The sequence below is a fragment of the Nitrosospira sp. TNL200 genome (assembly GCF_055386305.1).
The window spans coordinates 215223-235537 of record NZ_AP041003.1 but is presented as its reverse complement, the minus strand read 5'-3'; the positions used below and the strand labels follow the sequence as shown (position 1 = coordinate 235537).

General features: G+C 54.4%; 18 protein-coding genes, 2 CRISPR repeat arrays and 1 riboswitch. Of the genes, 13 read left to right on the top strand and 5 right to left on the bottom strand.

Annotated elements, in window-relative coordinates:
- The first annotated feature begins 60 nt into the window (after positions 1-60).
- The 9 genes from casA (at position 61) to istB (ending at position 9025) form a co-directional block, all read left to right on the top strand.
- Positions 61-1743 (top strand): type I-E CRISPR-associated protein Cse1/CasA, encoded by a 1683-nt coding sequence (casA, locus tag ACZ5CE_RS01095; RefSeq protein ID WP_464575919.1) that lies wholly within the window; start codon positions 61-63, stop codon positions 1741-1743.
- A 10-nt stretch (positions 1744-1753) separates the two neighbouring features.
- Entirely contained in the window at positions 1754-2266 is a 513-nt protein-coding gene (gene casB / locus ACZ5CE_RS01090) for a type I-E CRISPR-associated protein Cse2/CasB (protein ID WP_464575917.1), read from the top strand.
- A gap of 43 nt (positions 2267-2309) precedes the next feature.
- Positions 2310-3380 (top strand): type I-E CRISPR-associated protein Cas7/Cse4/CasC, encoded by a 1071-nt coding sequence (cas7e, locus tag ACZ5CE_RS01085; protein ID WP_464575916.1) that lies wholly within the window; start codon positions 2310-2312, stop codon positions 3378-3380.
- A 5-nt stretch (positions 3381-3385) separates the two neighbouring features.
- Positions 3386-4150: a type I-E CRISPR-associated protein Cas5/CasD gene (gene cas5e, locus ACZ5CE_RS01080; RefSeq protein WP_464575915.1), complete on the top strand. Its 765-nt coding sequence runs from the start codon at positions 3386-3388 to the stop codon at positions 4148-4150.
- Between the two features lie 5 nt (positions 4151-4155).
- On the top strand, positions 4156-4878 hold the full coding sequence (cas6e, locus tag ACZ5CE_RS01075) for a type I-E CRISPR-associated protein Cas6/Cse3/CasE (protein ID WP_464575914.1): 723 nt from the start codon (positions 4156-4158) through the stop codon (positions 4876-4878).
- Positions 4879-5000: 122 nt separating this feature from the next.
- On the top strand, positions 5001-5921 hold the full coding sequence (gene cas1e, locus ACZ5CE_RS01070) for a type I-E CRISPR-associated endonuclease Cas1e (RefSeq protein WP_464575913.1): 921 nt from the start codon (positions 5001-5003) through the stop codon (positions 5919-5921).
- Positions 5902-6195 (top strand): type I-E CRISPR-associated endoribonuclease Cas2e, encoded by a 294-nt coding sequence (cas2e, locus tag ACZ5CE_RS01065; protein ID WP_464575912.1) that lies wholly within the window; start codon positions 5902-5904, stop codon positions 6193-6195. Before cas1e ends, cas2e begins: the two co-directional genes overlap by 20 nt.
- A gap of 61 nt (positions 6196-6256) precedes the next feature.
- Positions 6257-6834: direct repeats of the CRISPR family, unit length 29 nt; unit sequence GTGTTCCCCACGTGCGTGGGGATGAACCG.
- A gap of 104 nt (positions 6835-6938) precedes the next feature.
- On the top strand, positions 6939-8246 hold the full coding sequence (istA, locus tag ACZ5CE_RS01060) for an IS21 family transposase (RefSeq protein ID WP_464575911.1): 1308 nt from the start codon (positions 6939-6941) through the stop codon (positions 8244-8246).
- The gene (gene istB / locus ACZ5CE_RS01055; RefSeq protein WP_464575910.1) at positions 8243-9025 is read left to right on the top strand and encodes an IS21-like element helper ATPase IstB; all 783 of its coding nucleotides are present in this window, start codon (positions 8243-8245) and stop codon (positions 9023-9025) included. Before istA ends, istB begins: the two co-directional genes overlap by 4 nt.
- An 89-nt stretch (positions 9026-9114) precedes the next feature.
- Positions 9115-10363: a CRISPR direct-repeat array (repeat unit 29 nt; unit sequence GTGTTCCCCACGTGCGTGGGGATGAACCG).
- Positions 10364-10406: 43 nt separating this feature from the next.
- Here istB and metX read toward each other — a convergent pair.
- From metX to ACZ5CE_RS01030, 5 genes are all read right to left on the bottom strand, one after another.
- Positions 10407-11534: a homoserine O-succinyltransferase MetX gene (gene metX, locus ACZ5CE_RS01050; RefSeq protein WP_464575909.1), complete on the bottom strand. Its 1128-nt coding sequence runs from the start codon at positions 11532-11534 to the stop codon at positions 10407-10409.
- 262 nt (positions 11535-11796) lie between these two features.
- Entirely contained in the window at positions 11797-13533 is a 1737-nt protein-coding gene (ptsP, locus tag ACZ5CE_RS01045; protein ID WP_464575908.1) for a phosphoenolpyruvate--protein phosphotransferase, read from the bottom strand.
- On the bottom strand, positions 13530-13799 hold the full coding sequence (locus tag ACZ5CE_RS01040) for an HPr family phosphocarrier protein (RefSeq protein WP_464575907.1): 270 nt from the start codon (positions 13797-13799) through the stop codon (positions 13530-13532). The genes ptsP and ACZ5CE_RS01040 overlap by 4 nt, the downstream gene beginning before the upstream one ends.
- A complete protein-coding gene (locus ACZ5CE_RS01035; RefSeq protein ID WP_464575906.1) occupies positions 13780-14193 on the bottom strand; it encodes a PTS sugar transporter subunit IIA in 414 nt (137 codons plus the stop codon). The genes ACZ5CE_RS01040 and ACZ5CE_RS01035 overlap by 20 nt, the downstream gene beginning before the upstream one ends.
- Positions 14194-14412: 219 nt before the next feature.
- Complete coding sequence (locus ACZ5CE_RS01030) at positions 14413-16029, bottom strand: ExeA family protein (protein ID WP_464575905.1); 1617 nt, start codon at positions 16027-16029, stop codon at positions 14413-14415.
- A gap of 457 nt (positions 16030-16486) precedes the next feature.
- Positions 16487-16585: riboswitch (glycine riboswitch) on the top strand.
- Positions 16586-16625: 40 nt separating this feature from the next.
- Here ACZ5CE_RS01030 and gcvT point away from each other — a divergent pair.
- The 4 genes from gcvT (at position 16626) to tpx (ending at position 20146) form a co-directional block, all read left to right on the top strand.
- Positions 16626-17714, top strand: a complete 1089-nt coding sequence (gcvT, locus tag ACZ5CE_RS01025) for a glycine cleavage system aminomethyltransferase GcvT (protein WP_464575904.1) — start codon at positions 16626-16628, stop codon at positions 17712-17714.
- Between the two features lie 41 nt (positions 17715-17755).
- Positions 17756-18142: a glycine cleavage system protein GcvH gene (gcvH, locus tag ACZ5CE_RS01020; RefSeq protein WP_464575903.1), complete on the top strand. Its 387-nt coding sequence runs from the start codon at positions 17756-17758 to the stop codon at positions 18140-18142.
- Positions 18143-18221: 79 nt separating this feature from the next.
- Positions 18222-19583: an aminomethyl-transferring glycine dehydrogenase subunit GcvPA gene (gcvPA, locus tag ACZ5CE_RS01015; protein WP_464575902.1), complete on the top strand. Its 1362-nt coding sequence runs from the start codon at positions 18222-18224 to the stop codon at positions 19581-19583.
- 62 nt (positions 19584-19645) lie between these two features.
- The gene (gene tpx / locus ACZ5CE_RS01010) at positions 19646-20146 is read left to right on the top strand and encodes a thiol peroxidase (protein WP_464575900.1); all 501 of its coding nucleotides are present in this window, start codon (positions 19646-19648) and stop codon (positions 20144-20146) included.
- The last annotated feature ends 169 nt before the right edge of the window (positions 20147-20315 follow it).

Genomic DNA, 20315 nt, shown 5'->3' with positions numbered 1-20315 from the left:
ATGGATCATAAGTTAGCATAATTTGTTTCACATGAAGCTATAAGAAAAGTGAGATCGCAATTGAATTTACTCGAAGAAAAATGGCTGCCCGTCCGCCGCAGCACCGGGCAAATCGACTGGATTGTCCCCCGCCAGATTGCCGAGGCGGATATTGTTGCGTTTGCAGCCAACCGCGCCGATTTCAACGGCGCATTGGCGCAACTGATGATTGGATTACTGCAAACCAGCACGCCGATCGATGACGAAGACGGCTGGGAGCATTTGCTGGAGAAGCCGCCCGCTGCTGAAATTCTGGACAAATGGTTTGGCGTCAATGCTGATGCATTCATTCTGGATGGGGATGGCGCGCGGTTTATGCAGGATTTCAGCTTAACCCTTGACGAAGGGGCGGAATGCGCAATTGACGCGTTATTGATCGAGGCTCCCGGGAGTTCGTCGGTTGATAAAAATACCGACCATTTCGTCAAGCGCGGCACCATTAACGCAATGTGTTTGCATTGTGTGGCGACAGCCTTATTCACCTTGCAAACAAATGCTCCCGCAGGTGGCGCGGGACATCGCACCAGTCTGCGCGGCGGCGGCCCGCTCACTACGCTGTTGGTAGCCACCCCATCGCAGAGCTTGTGGCAAGACTTATGGCTCAACGTCAAACCGCAACGCGCTTTCCTGTATCAGGGTGGGGATGCACAAAAAACGGCAAAGCACTTTACCTTTCCTTGGCTGGCAGACATCAGCCGGATTCAGCATACCGGCGGGGAGACACAGCCGTTGCAAGTGCATCCCCATCATGTATTCTGGGCCATGCCGCGTCGGATTCGCGTTGATTTTGCTGATGTGAAAAAGGGATCGTGCGATGTCTGCAAACGCGATTCGGGCCAACTGGTACATCGATATGCCACCAAACCGCAGGGCCTGAATTACAACGGCGTGTGGCGGCACCCGTTTTCGCCTTATTACAAAACCAAAGAAGGCTGGCTGCCTGTGCATCCTCAACCCGGTGGCTTTAGTTATAAGCACTGGCTGGCGTGGGTGCTGGGCGTTAATCAAGGGAAGAAATCCGTTCAAGCCGCCGGGATCATTAATTATTTTTTTCAGGAGCGCAAGAAATATCAGAAATCAGGCCAGTTCAGGCTGTGGGTGTCTGGCTATGACATGGACAACATGAAACCCCGCTGCTGGTACGAAACGACTTTCCCTTTATACAGCTTGCCGGACGCTACGCGGCATGCCCAAAGTCAGATTGAAAATCTGGTCGCTCTTGTCGCCAATAGAATCGAGGCCGCGGAACAAGCCGTCTTTTATTTGCGCAAAGCGGTCAAGCACGCGTGGTTTGGCGAGAGTGAATTACGCGGCGATTTGAGTTTTATCGATAAGGCATTCTGGGACAGCACAGAGGCAGGTTTTTATCGGCAGTTGCAGGATTTAATGCAACAGGCGCGCACCGGCTCGGGCATCGACATGGACGACGCCAGGTTCATTATCGACCTGGGCGAAGCATGGCGCAACGTTTTGATCAAATGTACGACGAAGCTGTTCGATGAGGATATGGTTGGTGCCGGCGCCATCGGCCAGCAGGATCCGCGCCGAATTGCAGAAGCCTATAACACCCTGCAAAGAAATTTGTGGGGTGACGCGATGAAAACCATCTTGCGTTTGCCAGTGGACCCGAAGAAAAGCAAGTCTGCTAAAGAAAGCAGGAAAGCGGGATCATCCGCCGATGGGCAAAACCAATTGACACTGTAGGGGAAAAATAATGGAAGAAGAAAAATCAACGTCCGTCAAATCCCTTTTTGCCAAACCGTTATTCGATTGGTGGCAAGGGTTGGAAGACAATGACCGCGCCAGCCGCGCCGTGTTGCGGCGATGCGCAACGCTCGATGCCGTGACATTAAGCGACGCTTACCAGCGTTTTTATCGCTATATGCTGGCTCGTGGCTGGCCGGAAAATGCCAGCGAATGGCAAAGAGACAAACTCGCCGCGATTGCCGGATTGGTGGCCCACGTCAAAAAAGAGGACACGCAACGCTTGCCTATCAGAATGTCTGAATTAAAGGGCGACAGGCCCCTGGTATCGGAAATGCGTTTCCGGGACCTGCTCAAGGTTGAAACCACCGATGATTTGTTTACCAGCCTGCGTCGCATCCTACCCTTGGTAGATCATCAAGCCGATATTAAACGGCTGGCGGACGATGTCTATGGGTGGAATGACAATATAAAAAAGCAGTGGGCCTATAGCTATCGATGGCCGGTCAAAAAGTCTGCCTAATAACGCCAAAAAAACATTTACGGAAATTACCAGAGGAAAAACCATGTCCCGTTTTATCCAGTTGCACGTCCTGACCAGCTACCCTCCTTCAAACCTCAACCGCGATGATACCGGCCGTCCAAAAACCGCCGTGATTGGCGATTGCACCCGTTTGCGTATTTCTTCACAAAGCCTTAAACGGGCCTGGCGCACTTCCGATATTTTCGAGAGCGCACTGAAAGGGCATATCGGTACGCGTACCAAGGAAATGGGCATTAGCATTTATCAATCGCTGACCCGGCAAGGTGTCAGCGAAAAAAATGCGCGTGAATGGGCAAAAACAATTGCCAGTCAGTTCGGCAAATTGAAGTCCGACAAAAAAACTGAAAACAACGAAGATCTGCATGTCGAGCAACTGGTGCATTTCAGTCCCGAAGAAGAAAAGGCGATTGCCGATTTGGTGACTCAACTGGTATCGACGGCGGCTGCGCCAACCGAGGAAGATTTGAACCTGCTGCGCAAGCAGCACACCGCTGTGGATATTGCGATGTTTGGCCGAATGCTGGCTTCATCACCGGCTTTTAATACCGAAGCCGCTATACAGGTCGCGCATGCCATTACCGTGCATAAAGCCGCGGTAGAAGATGATTATTTTATTGCCGTCGATGATCTCAATACCGGCGAAGAAGATCGGGGCGCGGCGCATATCGGCGAGCTGGGTTTTGGTGCGGGCGTGTTCTATTTGTATATCTGCATTAACCGTGAATTGTTGCAGGAAAACCTGGGAGGCGATGCGGCGTTGACACGAAATGCCTTGAACGCCTTCATGCAGGCGGTCGCAAAGGTATCGCCCATCGGCAAACAAAACAGTTTTGCTTCGCGCGCCTATGCAGGTTTTGTGCTGGCGGAGAAAGGTGATCAACAGCCGCGCAGTTTGTCGCAGGCGTTTCTCAAACCCGTAAAACCCAATCAGAAAGAAGGCGAAGATACCTTGAGCCGTGCCATCAAGGAATTAACCAGGCGCCGCGACAACTTCAATGCAGTGTATGGCGATTGCGCCGACGCCTGCGCGCAATTCAACGTTGAAACGGGTGAGGGGAGCCTGGGTGAATTAGCCGAATTTGTTGCGAACTGATTTCCATGGAGACCCTGGTTTTTCAACTTCATGCTCCGCTATCCTCGTGGGGCGAAGCGGCGGTAGGCGAATATCGCCCGAGCGCGGAATACCCCAGCCAGTCCGCCATACACGGTCTGGTGGGTGCGGCATTGGGCATCGATCGCGGCAATGATGCAGCACAGGCAGCCTTGCGCACCGGCTATCGCCTGGCAGTGGGGGTACTGAGCCAGGGGCGACTGCTGCGCGATTACCAGACTGCGCAAGTGCCCGGCCGTGCTGATCTGAAAAAGTGGCCGCACGCCACGCGACGGGATGAATTGTCATTGCCCAAAACGGATCTTAATACCATTTTGTCCAGCCGTGATTACCGGCAGGATGCCGCCGCCTTAGTGGCGGCGCAAAGCATGGCGAATGCGCCTTATTCATTAACGCAATTGGCCGGGGCATTAAAAATACCGAGGTTTATGCTGTATCTGGGACGCAAGTCCTGCCCTGTTGCGGCGCCTTTGCATCCCTGCGTCCTGGATGCTGAAACCATTAACATGGCGTTCACGGATTATCAGCGACGATTGGCTGATCTGTGGCAAAAGGAATCGCCGAAACATACTGAGCCACACAATTTATCAGTCCATAAAATCGCTTGGGGTGACGATTTCGGCACTGACGACTTGTCGGTTGTGGGGGTGGAACGCGACTTGAGCATCACCCGCAAGGACCAGGTGATTACGCGCCAAGGCTGGCAATTTGCAGGCCGCACCGAACATATCGCTTTATTGGTGAAAGGATAAACGTCATGTATTTTAGCGTTATTACGCCAGAGGAACATTTGTTACGCCGCGCCGCGCATGAACTGGCGAAGTCGTCCTATGACGTCCATCAATGGATATGGAAATTTTTCCCCAGCAGTGCGGATCAACGGCGCGATTTTATTTTTCGGCGCCATGAGCATGAACAGATGCCGCGTTTTTACGTGGTTTCACAACGGCCACCCACGGCATTCAGCGAAGCGTGGCAGGTGAGAAGCCGCCTCTATGCTCCACAATTGGAGGAAGGCCGGCGTTTGTCTTTCCAGCTCCGCGCTAATCCGGTGATTACCAAAAAGTGTGCAGATGGAAAATCCCGGCGCCATGATGTGGTGATGGAGGCCAAGAAGCAGTTGCTGACGAAACACGGATTCGGCACTGGAGCAAAATGGGGGCATTGGAATGACGAAAGCAAAAAGCCGCTGCTGTATGAAGTAGCACAAAAACATTGTGCTGAATGGCTCGACAGAGTAGCGAAAAGAAATGGATTTGAGGTTGCGCTGACGGACGAAGAGGCGCCGCAACGTAAGCTGCAAGTGGATGCCTATGAGCAAAGTGTAGCGGTTAAGCGCCCTCATGACATCCGTTTTAGCACGGTGGATTTGTCAGGTGAGCTACTTGTGACGAATCCTCCGTTATTTAATTTGGCTTTATATAACGGACTCGGCCACGCGAAGGCCTTTGGTTGCGGGCTGTTGCTGGTGCGGAACTGAGCGGTTTGGCATTTTTGAGCATAGGGAGAATGGAGGCAAAAATGAGTTTGAATAATCAGGACATCAAGTTTTATTGCGGACATCTCTTGCTGTGCCCCTTCTTGGGTTAATTTCATAGATATATGCCCGATCTCCTGCCGCCCCTGAAACCGATTGCCATAAAGGAACGGCTTTCCATCCTGTTTATCGAAAAGGGCCAACTGGACGTGTTGGATGGTGCCTTCGTTGTGTTGGATAAGAGTGGTGTCCGCACGCACATTCCTGTCGGTGGTGTGGCCTGTCTCATGTTGGAACCTGGTACAAGGACTTCTCATGCCGCTGTAGCGTTGGCCGCGCGGGTGGGTACACTACTGGTGTGGGTGGGCGAGGCGGGTGTGCGTTTGTATTCTTCAGGCCAGCCAGGCGGGGCGAGGGCTGATCGCTTGCTCTATCAAGCCAGGCTGGCGTTGGATGATGCCTTGCGCCTCAAGGTGGTACGTAAAATGTATGCCATCCGCTTCGGCGAGGAGCCTCCGGCGAGGCGCAGCGTGGAGCAATTGCGCGGCGTCGAAGGGGCGCGGGTGCGCGAGACATATAAGCTGATCGCAAAAAAATATGGTGTGGAATGGAGGTCGCGTAATTACGATACCAGTGAATGGGACAGGGGCGATTTGCCCAATCGTTGCCTCTCATCCGCGACATCATGTTTGTATGGAGTGGCTGAGGCTGCAGTGCTGGCAGCAGGGTATGCACCTGCAGTGGGCTTTATCCACACAGGCAAGCCTCTATCCTTCGTTTACGATGTGGCGGATATTTATAAATTTGAAACGGTGGTGCCGGTGGCATTCAAGATTGCTGCCAAAGGCACACAAAATCCGGAACAGCAGGTTCGCCTCGCTTGCCGCGATGTGTTCAGGGAAAGCAGATTGCTTGAGCGCATCATTCCAGGAATAGAGGAAATGCTATCGGCTGGCGAAATTTCTCCGCCGGCATCTCATGAAGAGGCTGTGCTGCCCGCTATTCCCAATAAAGAAGGTCTAGGCGATGTTGGTCATCGTACTTGAAAATTCTCCACCGCGTCTGCGCGGACGGCTCGCCATTTGGTTACTGGAGGTCCGCGCGGGCGTTTATGTCGGCAACTATTCCGCAAAAGTTCGCGATAATATCTGGAATCAAGTAGAAAAAGGTATTGAGGATGGGAATGCCGTGATGGCGTGGCGCACCAATTCAGAGGCTGGTTTTGATTTTGTGACGGTGGGGGATAATCGGCGGATTCCCGTAGAGTTGGATGGGGCGAAACTCGTATCATTTCTTCCCGAACAAGATAAAACGCAGTAAAAAAGTTGGTGGAATGCTGAGGTATAGATCTTTGATGTAAATTCAAAGAGATGGAAGAAGTGTGTTCCCCACGTGCGTGGGGATGAACCGAGGACGCGGCAAGCATTTGGGATCTAGCCGATGTGTTCCCCACGTGCGTGGGGATGAACCGGCGGCGATGTACTTTATCTCTGATGTGCTGAGGTGTTCCCCACGTGCGTGGGGATGAACCGGACGCGAAACGCTGTCGCTCTCGTTCCAAGCCGTGTTCCCCACGTGCGTGGGGATGAACCGCAGTCGTTTCCAATCTTCCTTATCAAGCTTCTGTGTTCCCCACGTGCGTGGGGATGAACCGAAATCTGAAAGCGGGTTTTCCAGTGAGCATACGTGTTCCCCACGTGCGTGGGGATGAACCGCCTGCGGGCTGGTTTACGGTCGACGCGCAATCGTGTTCCCCACGTGCGTGGGGATGAACCGGGATTCGAGGAAACAGGACGTGACGTTTATATGTGTTCCCCACGTGCGTGGGGATGAACCGCAATCCCAAATGTCGGCGCACCATTCATCGAGGTGTTCCCCACGTGCGTGGGGATGAACCGGAAACATCTCTCCGGCTCGATCAATAACTCTTGTGTTCCCCACGTGCGTGGGGATGAACCGTATACATTCTTTACGTTCGCAATGAAAGGTTTGTCATCGGTCATCCAATAATCCCCCGTTACGGTCATTGAAAAATCCCCACCTGTTTTTGTAGGAGAGAACAGATGGATACGTTATTGGAGAAAGCCGAGCGCATCATAGTCAGCATCACGGATACAGGAGAGGCCGTCATGCTGAGCAAAGAGCGCTGTGAACAGGTACGGCAGTTGCATGCCGGGAAGGTCTCGATTGCGGAGATTGGCAGGCGGCTTGATATCGACCGCAAGACTGTGCGCAAGATGGTGCGCGAGGCGGCGTGGCGGCCCTATGAGCGCGAAGCGCGGGCTGACACCTTATTGGCCCCGCACGATGCCTTTCTTCGGCGCCGGGCCAGTCAGGTGAATTATTCCGCACGGATTCTTTATCAGGAACTGCAGCGTGATTGCGGTTATAAGGGCAGTTACGAGACCGTCAAGCGGTTCGTGATGCCGCTGCGCGTGCAGGCGGATCCGGCGCAGATTTGCCAGCGGCGCTTCGAGACCGAACCCGGCCAACAAAGCCAGATCGATTGGGGGCAGATGCGTATTTATTTGCGCACCCAACCGGTGGTACTGCACGTCTTTGTCCTGACATTAGGCTACAGCCGGCGCGGCTATTATCGGGTATGCGCCAATGAGCAACTGGGCTTGTTTCTGGAAAGCCATGAAGCGGCCTTTGAGCATTTTGGCGGGCTCACCCGCGAGCACCTCTACGATCGAGCTCGCACCGTCTGCGAGCCGGTCAAGGGCGAAGGCTGGCGCTGGAATGAAACCTTCCGCTCCTTTGCCCGGCACTGGGGATTCGAGCCACGAGTGTGCGCACCCTACCGCGCCCAGACCAAAGGCAAAGTTGAATCGGGCGTGAAATATGTCAAGCGCAATTTCCTGCCTGGACGCACGTTTATCGATGTGGTGGACGTCCAGACTCAGCTTGACGAATGGACCGCCACCATTGCCGATCTGCGTGTGCACGGCACCACGCACCAGCGCCCTATCGATCGGTTCGCCGAGGAAGCCACGGTACTCTTGCCCAGTGCGGGCCACGGCTCGTTTGGCGAGCAGCGGCGTGTTGCGCGTATCGTGGCCGAGGACTACCTGGTGAGCTTCCAGAGCAATCGCTATTCGGTGCCCTTCGGCCTGATCGGCAAAACCGTCGAGGTCATTCCGGCAGGCGGCGCGTTACGCGTCGAGCATGCTGGAGTGGTGGTGGCCGAGCATCCCTTGTTGTCTGACAAACATCAGATGCGCGTCCTGCCCGAGCATGGCCCCGGGGCCGTGGCGCGCAATGGCCGCAAGCGGTTCGGCCTGGCCGGATCTGCAGAGCAAAGCCGCTGGTGGGGGCCGGCAGAGGTCGAGGTGCGCGACCCGAGCGTGTATGAAGAGGTGATGCAATGATGGCCGGACAACTTGAACGTTTGCATGAGCATATGGCGCAACTACGCTTGTTTAAAAGCCGGGACCGGCTGGAGGCTTTGTTACAGCAGGCCAGCGAGCAGGAACTGCCCTATGCCGACTTCCTTGACCAGCTCCTGGGCGAGGAAGTCGCCTCCAAGGCCGTCAGGAACATCACCATGCGCACTTCGCTGGCCAAATTCCCGTTCGTCAAGGGTCTGGACAGTTTCGACTTTACCTATCAGCCCTCGATCGACAAAAAACAGATCACGACCCTGGCCTCGTGCCACTTCATCGAGCACGGGGAGAATATCGTGATTCTGGGGCCTCCCGGCGTGGGCAAGACGCACCTGAGCGTGGGCCTGGGGATCAAGGCGATCGAGGCGGGTTACCGGGTGTTGTTTACGACAGCCGCCGCCATGATCGCCGTATTGACCAGGGCCGCCGCCGAGGGTCGTCTGGAGGACAAATTAAAGTTCTACACGGCACCGCGCTTGCTGATCGTTGACGAAATCGGCTATTTGCCCATTGAGCGCCACGGCGCCAATCTGTTCTTCCAATTGATCAGCAGGCGTTATGAAAAAGGACCGATGATCCTGACCAGCAATCAAAGCTTCGGCTCCTGGGCGGAGGTGTTCGGCGATCGCGTGATTGCGACCGCCGTGCTGGATCGAATCTTGCATCATGCCATTACCATGAATATACGAGGCAATTCCTACCGGCTTAAAGACAAACTCAAGGCGGGCCTGGTCCGGCCCGCCGAAAACCCATCCGTCGAGTGACGGCAACCCCAGGGTGGGGAAATTTAGATGACCACAACTGGGGAAATTTGTGTGACCCTTGACACGCGAGGTCCATGTACTTCTTGAGAGTGTTCCCCACGTGCGTGGGGATGAACCGATAGAGGGATAGCCTACGGATTGCGGGACGTAGTGTTCCCCACGTGCGTGGGGATGAACCGACTATGAGCGCGACCCGATAGTCAAGCGATTCGTGTTCCCCACGTGCGTGGGGATGAACCGTTTCAGCCTGGAACGAGAGCGACAGCGTAGGCGTGTTCCCCACGTGCGTGGGGATGAACCGACTTGGAGCATTTCCGCAAGCTGAAATGCCGCGTGTTCCCCACGTGCGTGGGGATGAACCGTCATACCGGGAGGGTACACCGACGAAAGGGAAGTGTTCCCCACGTGCGTGGGGATGAACCGTCTGCAATGGGAAGATCAAGTAGGCGCAAAGGGTGTTCCCCACGTGCGTGGGGATGAACCGCGATAGCCAATGATTCGTTCGGCCAGGAGGTTGTGTTCCCCACGTGCGTGGGGATGAACCGATTATGAAAACAATTCACCATGTAACAGTTCGGTGTTCCCCACGTGCGTGGGGATGAACCGCTTTTAAGATTGCCGTTGAGCAAGTCTCCGCTGTGTTCCCCACGTGCGTGGGGATGAACCGGGTGACCAATAGGGAATCTATGACCGTTGCCAGTGTTCCCCACGTGCGTGGGGATGAACCGCCATATCAGGATCGGGTATCGCTACGGCACAAGTGTTCCCCACGTGCGTGGGGATGAACCGGCTTTGATGGGGCTTGGTTCGAGGAGGCGCACGTGTTCCCCACGTGCGTGGGGATGAACCCAAAGCAACTATATGATCGCTCTGGCGGAACTCGTGTTCCCCACGTGCGTGGGGATGAACCGCACCACGCTGGCCAGTCCGGTATAGCTGTGCCGTGTTCCCCACGTGCGTGGGGATGAACCGATGGGAGCCTTCACCTCAAACGTAAATGTTACGTGTTCCCCACGTGCGTGGGGATGAACCGCTCCTTGTAGGCGCTTGGTACCAGTACAATTAGTGTTCCCCACGTGCGTGGGGATGAACCGCCGCCGTAGTTCATCGGGTCTGTTCCAAATCTGTGTTCCCCACGTGCGTGGGGATGAACCGATCGGTGAGAACATTCGCCGCGCAGTGTGGAGGTGTTCCCCACGTGCGTGGGGATGAACCGGCGAATCAAGGAATTGATTGTTGTTGATGAATGTGTTCCCCACGTGCGTGGGGATGAACCGAAATCTGCTTCGACCTGGTGGGTGGCATGACCGTGTTCCCCACGTGCGTGGGGATGAGCCAAAAATTGAAAGTGGATAATTTCAGATTCTGGCGACGATCTTCTTTATATGACAATATTGTCCATATAAGCACGCACCAGCTTATGATAATGGCGATCTTCCATCAAAAACGAATCGTGTCCATGACTGGAAGTAATTTCCGCATAACTCACGTTCAATTCGTTATCGAGCAGGGCTTTAACAATGGCGCGTGAACGTTCGGGGGAAAAACGCCAATCAGTGGTGAAAGACAGCACCAGGTAACTGGCAGTGGCGGCACGGAAGGCCGCGCTCAGATCGTTGTTGTGCTGGTGCGCCGGATCGAAATAATCCAGCGCCTTCGTCATGAGCAGATAGGTATTGGCGTCGAATTGATCCGCGAATTTGTCTCCCTGATATCGCAGGTAGGATTCGATTTCGAATTCCACGTCGAAACCAAATGCGAGCGCACCGTTGCGCAGTTCCCGTCCAAACTTTGCAGCCATCGCATCATCCGAAAGATAAGTGATATGACCCAGCATGCGGGCAAGCCGCAAACCACGGCGAGGTACAACTGCATGCGTGTAATAATCTCCGCCATGATAGTCGGGGTCGGTAATGATGGCCTGCCGTGCAACATCGTTAAATGCAATATTTTGCGCAGTCAGCTTCGCAGCGGCAGCAATAACGAGCGCATGCCGCACCCTTTCGGGAAAATCGAGCGTCCACTGCATGGCCTGCATTCCGCCGAGGCTGCCACCCGCTATTGCGGCGAACTGATCGATGCCCAGATGATCCGCAAGCCTTGCCTGTGTCTTTACCCAGTCTTCCACAGTTACTACCGGAAAATCCGGGCCATAAGATTTACCGGTCCTGGGATTAATGCTGGCCGGGCCGGTGGAGCCGTGACAACCCCCGAGGTTATTGACGCCGATTACAAAGAATTTCTCTGTATCGATCGACTTGCCCGCGCCGATCATATTGTTCCACCAACCGCCACTCTTTGGATTTTCGTCGTAAAAACCAGCTACATGATGATTACCCGAAAGAGCATGGCAAATCAGGACAGCGTTGGACCTGGCGGCGTTAAGTTCGCCATAGGTTTCATACACCAACTCGTAACTATCGATTACAGCGCCACTTTTAAGATGCAGGGGCGCGTCGAAATGCGTGCTCTGGGGCGATACTATGCCAATGGAATTGGAATCCTGCATTAACGTTTATGGGTTGCTGAAAACACTCTTATGACCGGAGCTGGCGCCAAACAATTCCCGGACGCGCCTGAAGACCGCATGGTTGACGAAGATTGCACGTCAAGCCGCCATATAGTCGAATAATCCGCCTGAATCGAAACCTGCGATTATAGTCAAATGTTTTCCATTAAACCGAGGAAAACCAGTAAATACGTGCCAGGCAGCTCCGCCCGCGACATAGCTCGGCGATTTTTCGGCAAGAGACGCGTTTTTATTGCAACCTTCATGCGGCATGGCCATTCAGCTTCGACAGGAACGTATGGATTTTCGCCGGATCGTCAGCTTTAAGCATCTTTTGAGTAAACGGTATGATGTCCGGCAAATTGCTTCTCAATATCTCGCGCTTCACGGTCAGCAGTTGTGCCGGATGCATGGAAAACTGGCGCAGGCCAAAGCCCAGCAGCAATCGGGTGAATAATATGTCCCCCGCAATTTCTCCGCAGACCGAAATGGGAGTTCCACCGCGGTTGGCGCTGCGAATGATGTGAGCCACCAGGCGCAGCACCGCGGGATGCAACGAATCGTAGAGGTGGGCGACGGAATCATCGGCACGGTCGATGGCAAGCGTGTATTGAATCAGATCGTTGGTGCCAACCGACAAAAAATCGAGCTTGCGCATGAAAATATCCAGGCACAGAGCCGCCGCTGGAATCTCTATCATGCCGCCTACCGGTATCTTCTCCTCGAAGGGTATTTTTTCCTGGCGCAAGCTGTCTTTGGCATTTTCGATCGAGTGCAGCGTCTGGGTGATTTCATGCACGCTAGAGAGCATGGGCACCAGAATACGAATCTGGCCGTAGCGTGACGCACGTAAAATCGCGCGCAACTGCGTATTGAACATTTGCGGCTCGGCAAGGCAAAAACGTATGGCGCGCAAGCCTAGCGCAGGGTTGGCAGCCACCCGCTTGGCACTGTCGAGATTCTTGTCCCCTCCGAGATCGAACGTGCGTATGGTTACTGGAAGTCCCCGCATCTTTCGCGCCACCATCCGGTAAGCTTCGAATTGCTCATCCTCGCTGGGCAGGCAGTCTCGATTGAGAAAAAGAAATTCGCTGCGAAACAGTCCGATGCCCGTCGCGCCGCTCTCCTTCACCTGCTCCACATCCTGGGGCAGTTCAATGTTGGCATGCAGTTCCACGGTTGTACCATCGAGCGTAGCGGAGACAGTGGTCCTGATGCGTTTAAGTTTCTGCTTTTCGAGTTCGAGCTGGCTCTGGCGCAGGCGGTACTCCGACAGCACGTGCTCGTCGGGATCAACGATGACCACACCCTGAACTCCATCCACGATCAGCAGATCATTGTCGCGGATCAGCCGGCGCGCATGATGCAGCGCCAGGACGGAAGGAATGTTGAGGCTGCGGGCGACGATGGCGGTATGAGAAGTCAATCCGCCCAGATCGGTCAGGAATGCGGTGAACCAATGCTGCTTGTATTGAATGACATCCGCGGGACTCAAATCGTGCGCCACGAGAATGCTGTCCCCATCTCGCTTCAACGGCGGCGGAACGTAGCCCGGGTGCCCGAGCAGGGCCTTCAGCACACGCTCAACCACCTGTATGACATCGGTTTTTCGCTCTCGCAGGTAAGGATCTTCAATTTCCTCGAACTGCGCCATCAGCACATCCATCTGTTGGGTAACCGCCCATTCGGCGTTACACTGATTCTGCGCAATATAGCTTTTGGCCGCTGTTGAAAGAGTGGGATCGTCCAGAATCATCCGGTGCAGGTCGAGAAAGGCGCCATATTCGGCCGCTGCCGGCCCATCGATAACGGAAGCGTGCAAGGATTCGAGTTCCTCGCGAACCGCGTTGAAAGCAGTATCGAGCCGCATTATCTCGTTGGCGACCTGCTCTTCGGGCACAACATGATGAGCCACTTCGATTGCCGCATGAGATGCTAAATAGGCGTGTCCTATAGCGATCCCGCCAGAAACGCCGACGCCGTGCAATGCAAAACTCATTCGCTTTCTCCAAAGCGCTTCTCGATAAGATTCACAAGGGCTTCCATAGCCTCGACTTCGTCCGTGCCCGTGGTTTCTATATCGAGCACAACCCCCTTGCTTGCTGCCAGCATCATCACGCCCATGATGCTTTTCGCATTGACTTTGCGATCATTTCTGGCCAGCCATACCTCGCAGTGGTACTGGCTGGCCAATTGGGTAAGTCTCGCGGATGCTCGCGCATGCAATCCCAATTTGTTCATTATTTCAATTTTCCGGTTTTGCATCGCCACCCTCTGGTAGTATTCTCAGGACGCCTTTTTTACCTCCCGCCAGTGCTTTTTCGCTTGCCATGGCCAACGGTTCGTGACGATAGGTAAGCGCCCGCACCAGCATCGGCAGATTGACGCCCGCCAGGCATTCTACTTTACCTTTCCTGACCAGGCGGCTGCCAATGTTACAAGGCGTGGCGCCGCAAATATCGCTCAGGACGAGCACACCGCTTCCACTATCGAGTTCGCGGATCAACTTCAATGCGCCGGACAGAATGACATCCGGATCGTCGCCCGCATTGATGCGCAAATGCGTCAATTGTGGGGGCTGATTGCCCATGATATGGCTTGCGCACTGGACAAAGCTGTTTCCCAGATCCTCATGGGCAATAATCAATATCCCTATCACGCCTCCAATCGCCCCCTTTCAGTGGATAATTTCAAAAAAGCCATGGATACAGTCCTATTCCGCAGCCCGCAGCCCGTGTGCTGCAAAAATTGCGCAATCCACCTTGCAGCGAACTCACCATGAAGATGAACGTCGAGTGCCGCGAAAATCTTTGTGGATCATGGACAAGCGAAGACTCAATTCGATCTATGACGTGCGAAGCTTCAAAAGGCTCGCCATCTACTGCATTTCTTCCAGGGTATATATCTCAAGGTGGAAAGCTTCCTGATATTTCTGGGGAAGATCGGACGCTGCAGTATCCGCCTGCCGGCGAGTCAAATAGACGCCATATGCCACCCTGAACTTGGCCTGTCCCGCTGTAGTGACGGAGTAGACATAGAGATTCGACAGATCGACCAGGTTCTGCGCTCTATTGAGGAAGCGTTCCATGCGATCGGCCTGAATGTTGTCGGTGGAATATAATTGAATGGTGTAGTGCTGCTTGTCTGTTGTCTTCAGCACTTTTGCCGTGGCGTCCAGGCGCTCATGCAGTAATGGATGTTCAGCCAGCTTAACCCCGGCCATCGCTGATTTTGTTCCGCGCTTTTGTCCCGTTGCTGCCGCCAAATTCTCTCCTTCGAGGGTATCCGCTGCTCGCGGTCGATCAGATGCGCCGCTGGGAGCCGTATCGCCGGAAGCTGCGTTCCTGGGGGAACGGTTTGGTTGAGGCGCAGGAGGCGGACTGGATGGAGCAGGCGGAGCAGAGAGCGCCGGTCTGGCGGAAGTTGGGGCGGGAACGGTTTTATAAGTAGGCGTGGCCGCAATAAGCGGCGGCGAAAGGGGTGCCGGCAAAGGTGTTTCGGAATATGCCGCGACGTTCCCGAAAATGTCAGGGCCGGGAGCAGGACGGGTTGGCTGCCGGTTAAATTCACTAATCGCGAAACCTGCTATCACCACGGCGGCCAGGCTTCCGCCGGCTATATACTTCGTGGAGGCTGGCCAATCCCGATTGAGCGTAAAACCGGCATCCTGCATGGCGCTTCTGATATGATGCGGCCTCACATTTTTAATATTCTCTCGATATGCCGCCAGCAGGGATTTATCGGCAAGAATATTTATGCGCTCGATAAGCCCGCTGGACGCCGAGGCAATCAAGCGCAAGGCAGAGGGCGTAAAAATATTCGGGCCACGATAGCCTGCAGCGTACAGGCGATGCAGCAGATAATCCTTGAGCGATGCCGCAATGATGGGCTGAAGGAATAAATGATGCGTTATCCTGCTCTTGAGGGTGCGCAATTGGGGCAAGGCAAGCAGCTTATCCAGTGAAACCTCGCTAAATAGAACAATCTGCAGCAATTTGTGATGGGACGATGCGAGATCGTAAAGCAATCTCACCTCTTCCAGGATCTCGGGCGACACACTGTGGGCGTCATCTATCAAAAGCAAGAATTGAACCCCGGCGGCACATTTCTCGATCAGGGCCTCCGATAGCCGTTCCAGGTGGGAAGCGGGCGGCTCGGTGCCTTCGGAGTCATCAGCGAGTTCCAGATTCCAGGTTTCGACAAGGGAGCGAGCAAACTCCTCCTTCGAAATATTCGGATTGTCGATGTAAATTGCCCGGATGTGCTTGGGCAACCGGTTGATTGTCAACTGGCATATGCGGGTTTTACCGCTGCCCACCGGGCCCGTCACCTCGATGATGCCTTCTTTCCCTTCTCCATGAGTCAGCGTGTAAATCAGGATATCCAGCGTGGCACCGCGGCTGGCTCCCTCAAAAAAAAGGCAGGAAATGGAAGGAGGGGGAAAAGGCTCCCCGGTCAATCCAAAGTGGTCTAGGTATGTTGGGGACGTTGTCATGTCAAGCAGTGTCCTCCGAAGGAAGATGCGCCCTGTAGCGGAGTGGGCATCCCGCGGTGCCGCGCCGCGGTCTCAGTGAACCCTGGCCCGATGGCGCCGAAGTACCGTTCTGCCGGCTCGATATCCGTGCCTCGATGTGCGGCATCATGCTCGTATCACGCCAATCCCATACTCATAGAAAAAACGAGTCTGCCCGCATTTCCATCGAATGCAGGTCATCCCGATACGGTATCATGCGGATAAAGATACCACGATCAGGTGAAAATTCCTTGCCTGCGATGCCGCAGCCCTGGCCTCTGAGGCAATATCGCTTGTCTTAATCCTTCCTGCTGGAGTATAGTTCGAATTCTGCCACTATATCAAAGCGGAAGAGCGCGCCGATTCGATCGGCGCGGCCGAAGGCGCAACCCCCCGGAATCGCTCAGGCGCGGTCAATCGATCGTTAGGAACCGCTTTCGACAGGCAATCTGGAGAGTGCCGACATGGAGTCGGCCACCGAAGGGGCACGCGGACAAAAATCCGTAATCTCTCAGGTAAAAGGGACAGAGGGGTGAAGTCATGGATATGACTTCACCTTTTTTTTTAAGCATAGGGCTATGAAAACGACTCCTCTCAATCAGACTCATCGCGAAATGAAGGCCAAAATGGTCGACTTTGGAGGCTGGGATATGCCTCTGCATTATGGCTCGCAGCTCGAGGAGCATCATAAGGTGCGGACCGATGCCGGCATGTTCGACGTATCCCACATGCTGGCGGTGGATATAAATGGCGAGGCAGCACGCAGTTTTTTGCGCCATCTGGTGGCAAACAACATAGACAAGCTTACCCAGCCGGGCAAGGCGCTTTATACCTGCATGCTCAATCCGGAGGGAGGGGTAATAGACGATCTCATCATCTATTTCCTCGATGAAACCCATTTCCGCATGGTTGTGAACGCGGGAACCGCGGAAGGCGACATGGAATGGATTCTTGCCCAGCGCGATGCGATGGCGCGGGGGCTGGAAATCGTTCCGCGCCGCGATCTCGCGATGATTGCGGTCCAGGGACCGGATGCGCGCGCAAAAGTCTGGCGGGTGATCGAGGGTTCCCAGGCAGTGACCGAGAATCTGAAGCTGTTTCAGGCCGTGTTGTTCGATAAATACTTCATCGCCCGCACCGGCTATACCGGGGAGGATGGCTTCGAAATCATGCTGCCTTCCGTTGACGCGGCGGATTTCTGGAATGCGCTGCATGCGGCCGGGGTAGCGCCCGCGGGACTGGGAGCCCGTGACACCTTGCGTCTCGAAGCGGGGATGAATCTCTACGGCCAAGATATGGATCAAAGCACTTCTCCCCTGGAATCAGGGCTTGGCTGGACAGTAGACATGAAAACCGATCGTGACTTTATTGGCAGGAAGGCACTGATGGAGGCGCCAGTGAAACGCCAGCTCATGGGATTGATTCTGCTCGACCGGGGCGTATTGCGCAGCCATCAGAAGGTTGCCATGTCTCCCGAAAAAGGGGGCGAGGAAGGCGAAATTACCAGCGGAGGTTTTTCTCCCACATTGGATAAGTCCATCGCGCTGGCGCGCTTGCCGCTGGAGACTGCCGCCGGAGATGAAGTTCACGTAATAGTGAGGGATAAAATGCTGCGGGCGAAAGTGGTCAAATATCCTTTCGTGCGAAATGGAAAGGTTCTGGTTTAGCCCATTAACCGGGCAATATCATTTAATCGTGGAGCAAAAATATGAGTATTCCAAACAACCTGAAATACACCAAATCTCATGAATGGGTGAGACTGGAAGATGACGGCACAGCGACGATAGGAATTACGCAGCATGCGCAGGAATTGCTGGGCGACATGGTATTCGTGGAAACCCCGGATACGGGGCGCAAGCTGCAGCAGGGTGAAGAGTGCGCGGTAGTGGAATCGGTAAAAGCCGCTGCCGACGTATATGCCCCCATTGCTGGAGAAGTGATTGGAGCCAACCCGGATCTGGAGGCCGCTCCTGAAAAAATCAATCAGGATGCCTATGCTGCCTGGCTCTTCAAATTGAAACCGGTAAATATCGCGGACCTGAATAATCTGCTTGATGCCGTGGCGTATCAGAAATTACTGGAAAGCGAACATTAAACCCTTAGCGTAAAAAGCCAGCCGGATATGGCACTGCGCCATATCCCGCCATACTCACCATCCTGATTCCCGGAACAATATGCCGTTCATTCCCCATACTGAAGAAGACATACAGGCAATGCTCGCGAGCATTGGCGCTCAATCCATCGATGATCTGTTCGACGAAATCCCACCTGCTCTTAAAACGGGCCGATTGAACCGGGTGCCTCCAGGCCTGAGCGAAATGGAAATATCCCGCCTGATGCTGGAGCGGGCAGAAAGCGATGGGCGCTATTTCAACTTCATTGGGGCGGGCGCATATGAACATCATATTCCCGCAGCAGTATGGCAAATAACCACTCGTGGCGAATTTTATTCTTCCTATACCCCCTATCAGGCGGAAGCAAGCCAAGGCACGCTGCAGCTTCTGTATGAATATCAGACGATGATGGCCTCGCTCACCGGCATGGACGTGTCGAATGCAAGCATGTATGACGGCGCATCGGCACTGGCTGAAGCCGCGCTGATGGCGGTTCGCTCGCATAAGTCCTCGCGCCGTATCCTCATGCCGGCAACCGTGCATCCTATCTATCGGAAAGTGGTGCAGTCCATCGTCAGGAATCAAGGCATCGATGTGGTCGAACTCCCTTATTGCAAACAGTCTGGCCAGATCTTGCCCGATACCCTGGATGAGTTCGGCAAGGACGAATTCGCGGCGCTGGTCATTCCCCAACCCAATTTCTTCGGCGTACTGGAGCAGGTGGATGCTCTCACCGACTGGGCGCATGCAAGGAATGCATTAGCGGTCGGCGTGGTCAATCCTGTCGCCCTGGCGCTGCTCACTCCTCCTGGCGAATGGGGCAGTAACGGTGCGGATATCGCAGTGGGCGAGGGCCAGCCTTTGGGCATTCCACTTTCCAGCGGCGGACCCTACTTTGGTTTCATGGCATGCAAACAATCACTGGTCCGGCAAATGCCGGGGCGCATTATCGGCCGTACGAGCGATCAGTCGGGCAATACCGGTTTCGTTCTTACGCTTCAGGCACGCGAACAGCATATTCGCAGGTCGAAAGCCACGTCCAATATCTGTACCAACCAAGGATTGATGGTTACTGCAGCAACTATCTATATGGCTTTGGTCGGACCTGAGGGATTGCGGCGGATTGCGGGCAAATGCCATGAAAATACACTGGCCCTGCTGGAAAAGCTGGAGACGCTGAAGGGCGTAAAGAGACTCTTTACCGGCCCGCTATTTCATGAGGCGGCAATTTCGCTACCGTCTCCGGCGTCCGATACGCTGGCCTCGCTCAAAGCCCGGCGAATCCTGGGCGGCCTGAATCTGCAGGAATACTTCCCCGGATTCACCAACTCCATCCTGGTCTGTGCTACAGAAACCAAAACGCCAGCCGATCTCGAGCATTATGTAGGCGAACTCAGCGAAATCCTCTCTTCCGGTTCATGAAAGGGCTCTCTTAATAAGCAGCGATCCGTAGTTTCCCATTATTTCAACTCAAGGAGAACAGCATGGTAACTCTTGCAGGAAATCCCATAACCGTTGAAGGCACTTTTCCTAAAACAGGCGGCAAGGCGCCGTCGTTCTCGCTTGTCAATCGGGACTTGAAGGATGTCACGCTCGCCGATTTCGCTGGCAAGAAAAAGGTGTTGAACATCGTTCCCAGCCTCGATACCCCGGTTTGCGCCCTTTCCACCCGCAAATTCAACGAGAAGGCCAGCAACATGGACAACACGGTGGTTTTGATCATCGCTGCCGACCTGCCTTTTGCAATGAGCCGCTTCTGCGATACCGAAGGCCTGGATAAGGTCGTACCGCTTTCGACGATGCGTGGTTCGGAGTTCATGAAAAATTACGGCGTCGCCATCACCGACAGCCCTCTGGCCGGCATCACCGCCCGCGCGGTCATCGTCCTCGATGAACAGGACAATGTGATTCACGCGGAATTGGTCCCGGAAATAAAAGATGAACCCAATTACGATGCAGCTTTAGCGGCTCTGAACAAGCATTAGCCTCCCGTTGCAGTTTTCCTGCCCGGCGCAAGCGGGGCAGGAATGGAGAAGCCGTCTGGTAGATCTTGTAACAAATACGTGCCCCGGAATGAACAGATGGTTCGCAAAAACCCGGCGCGAATAACGCATCAAAAAACCTTTTACCCGCGACCTTAAACGCTAGATAAAC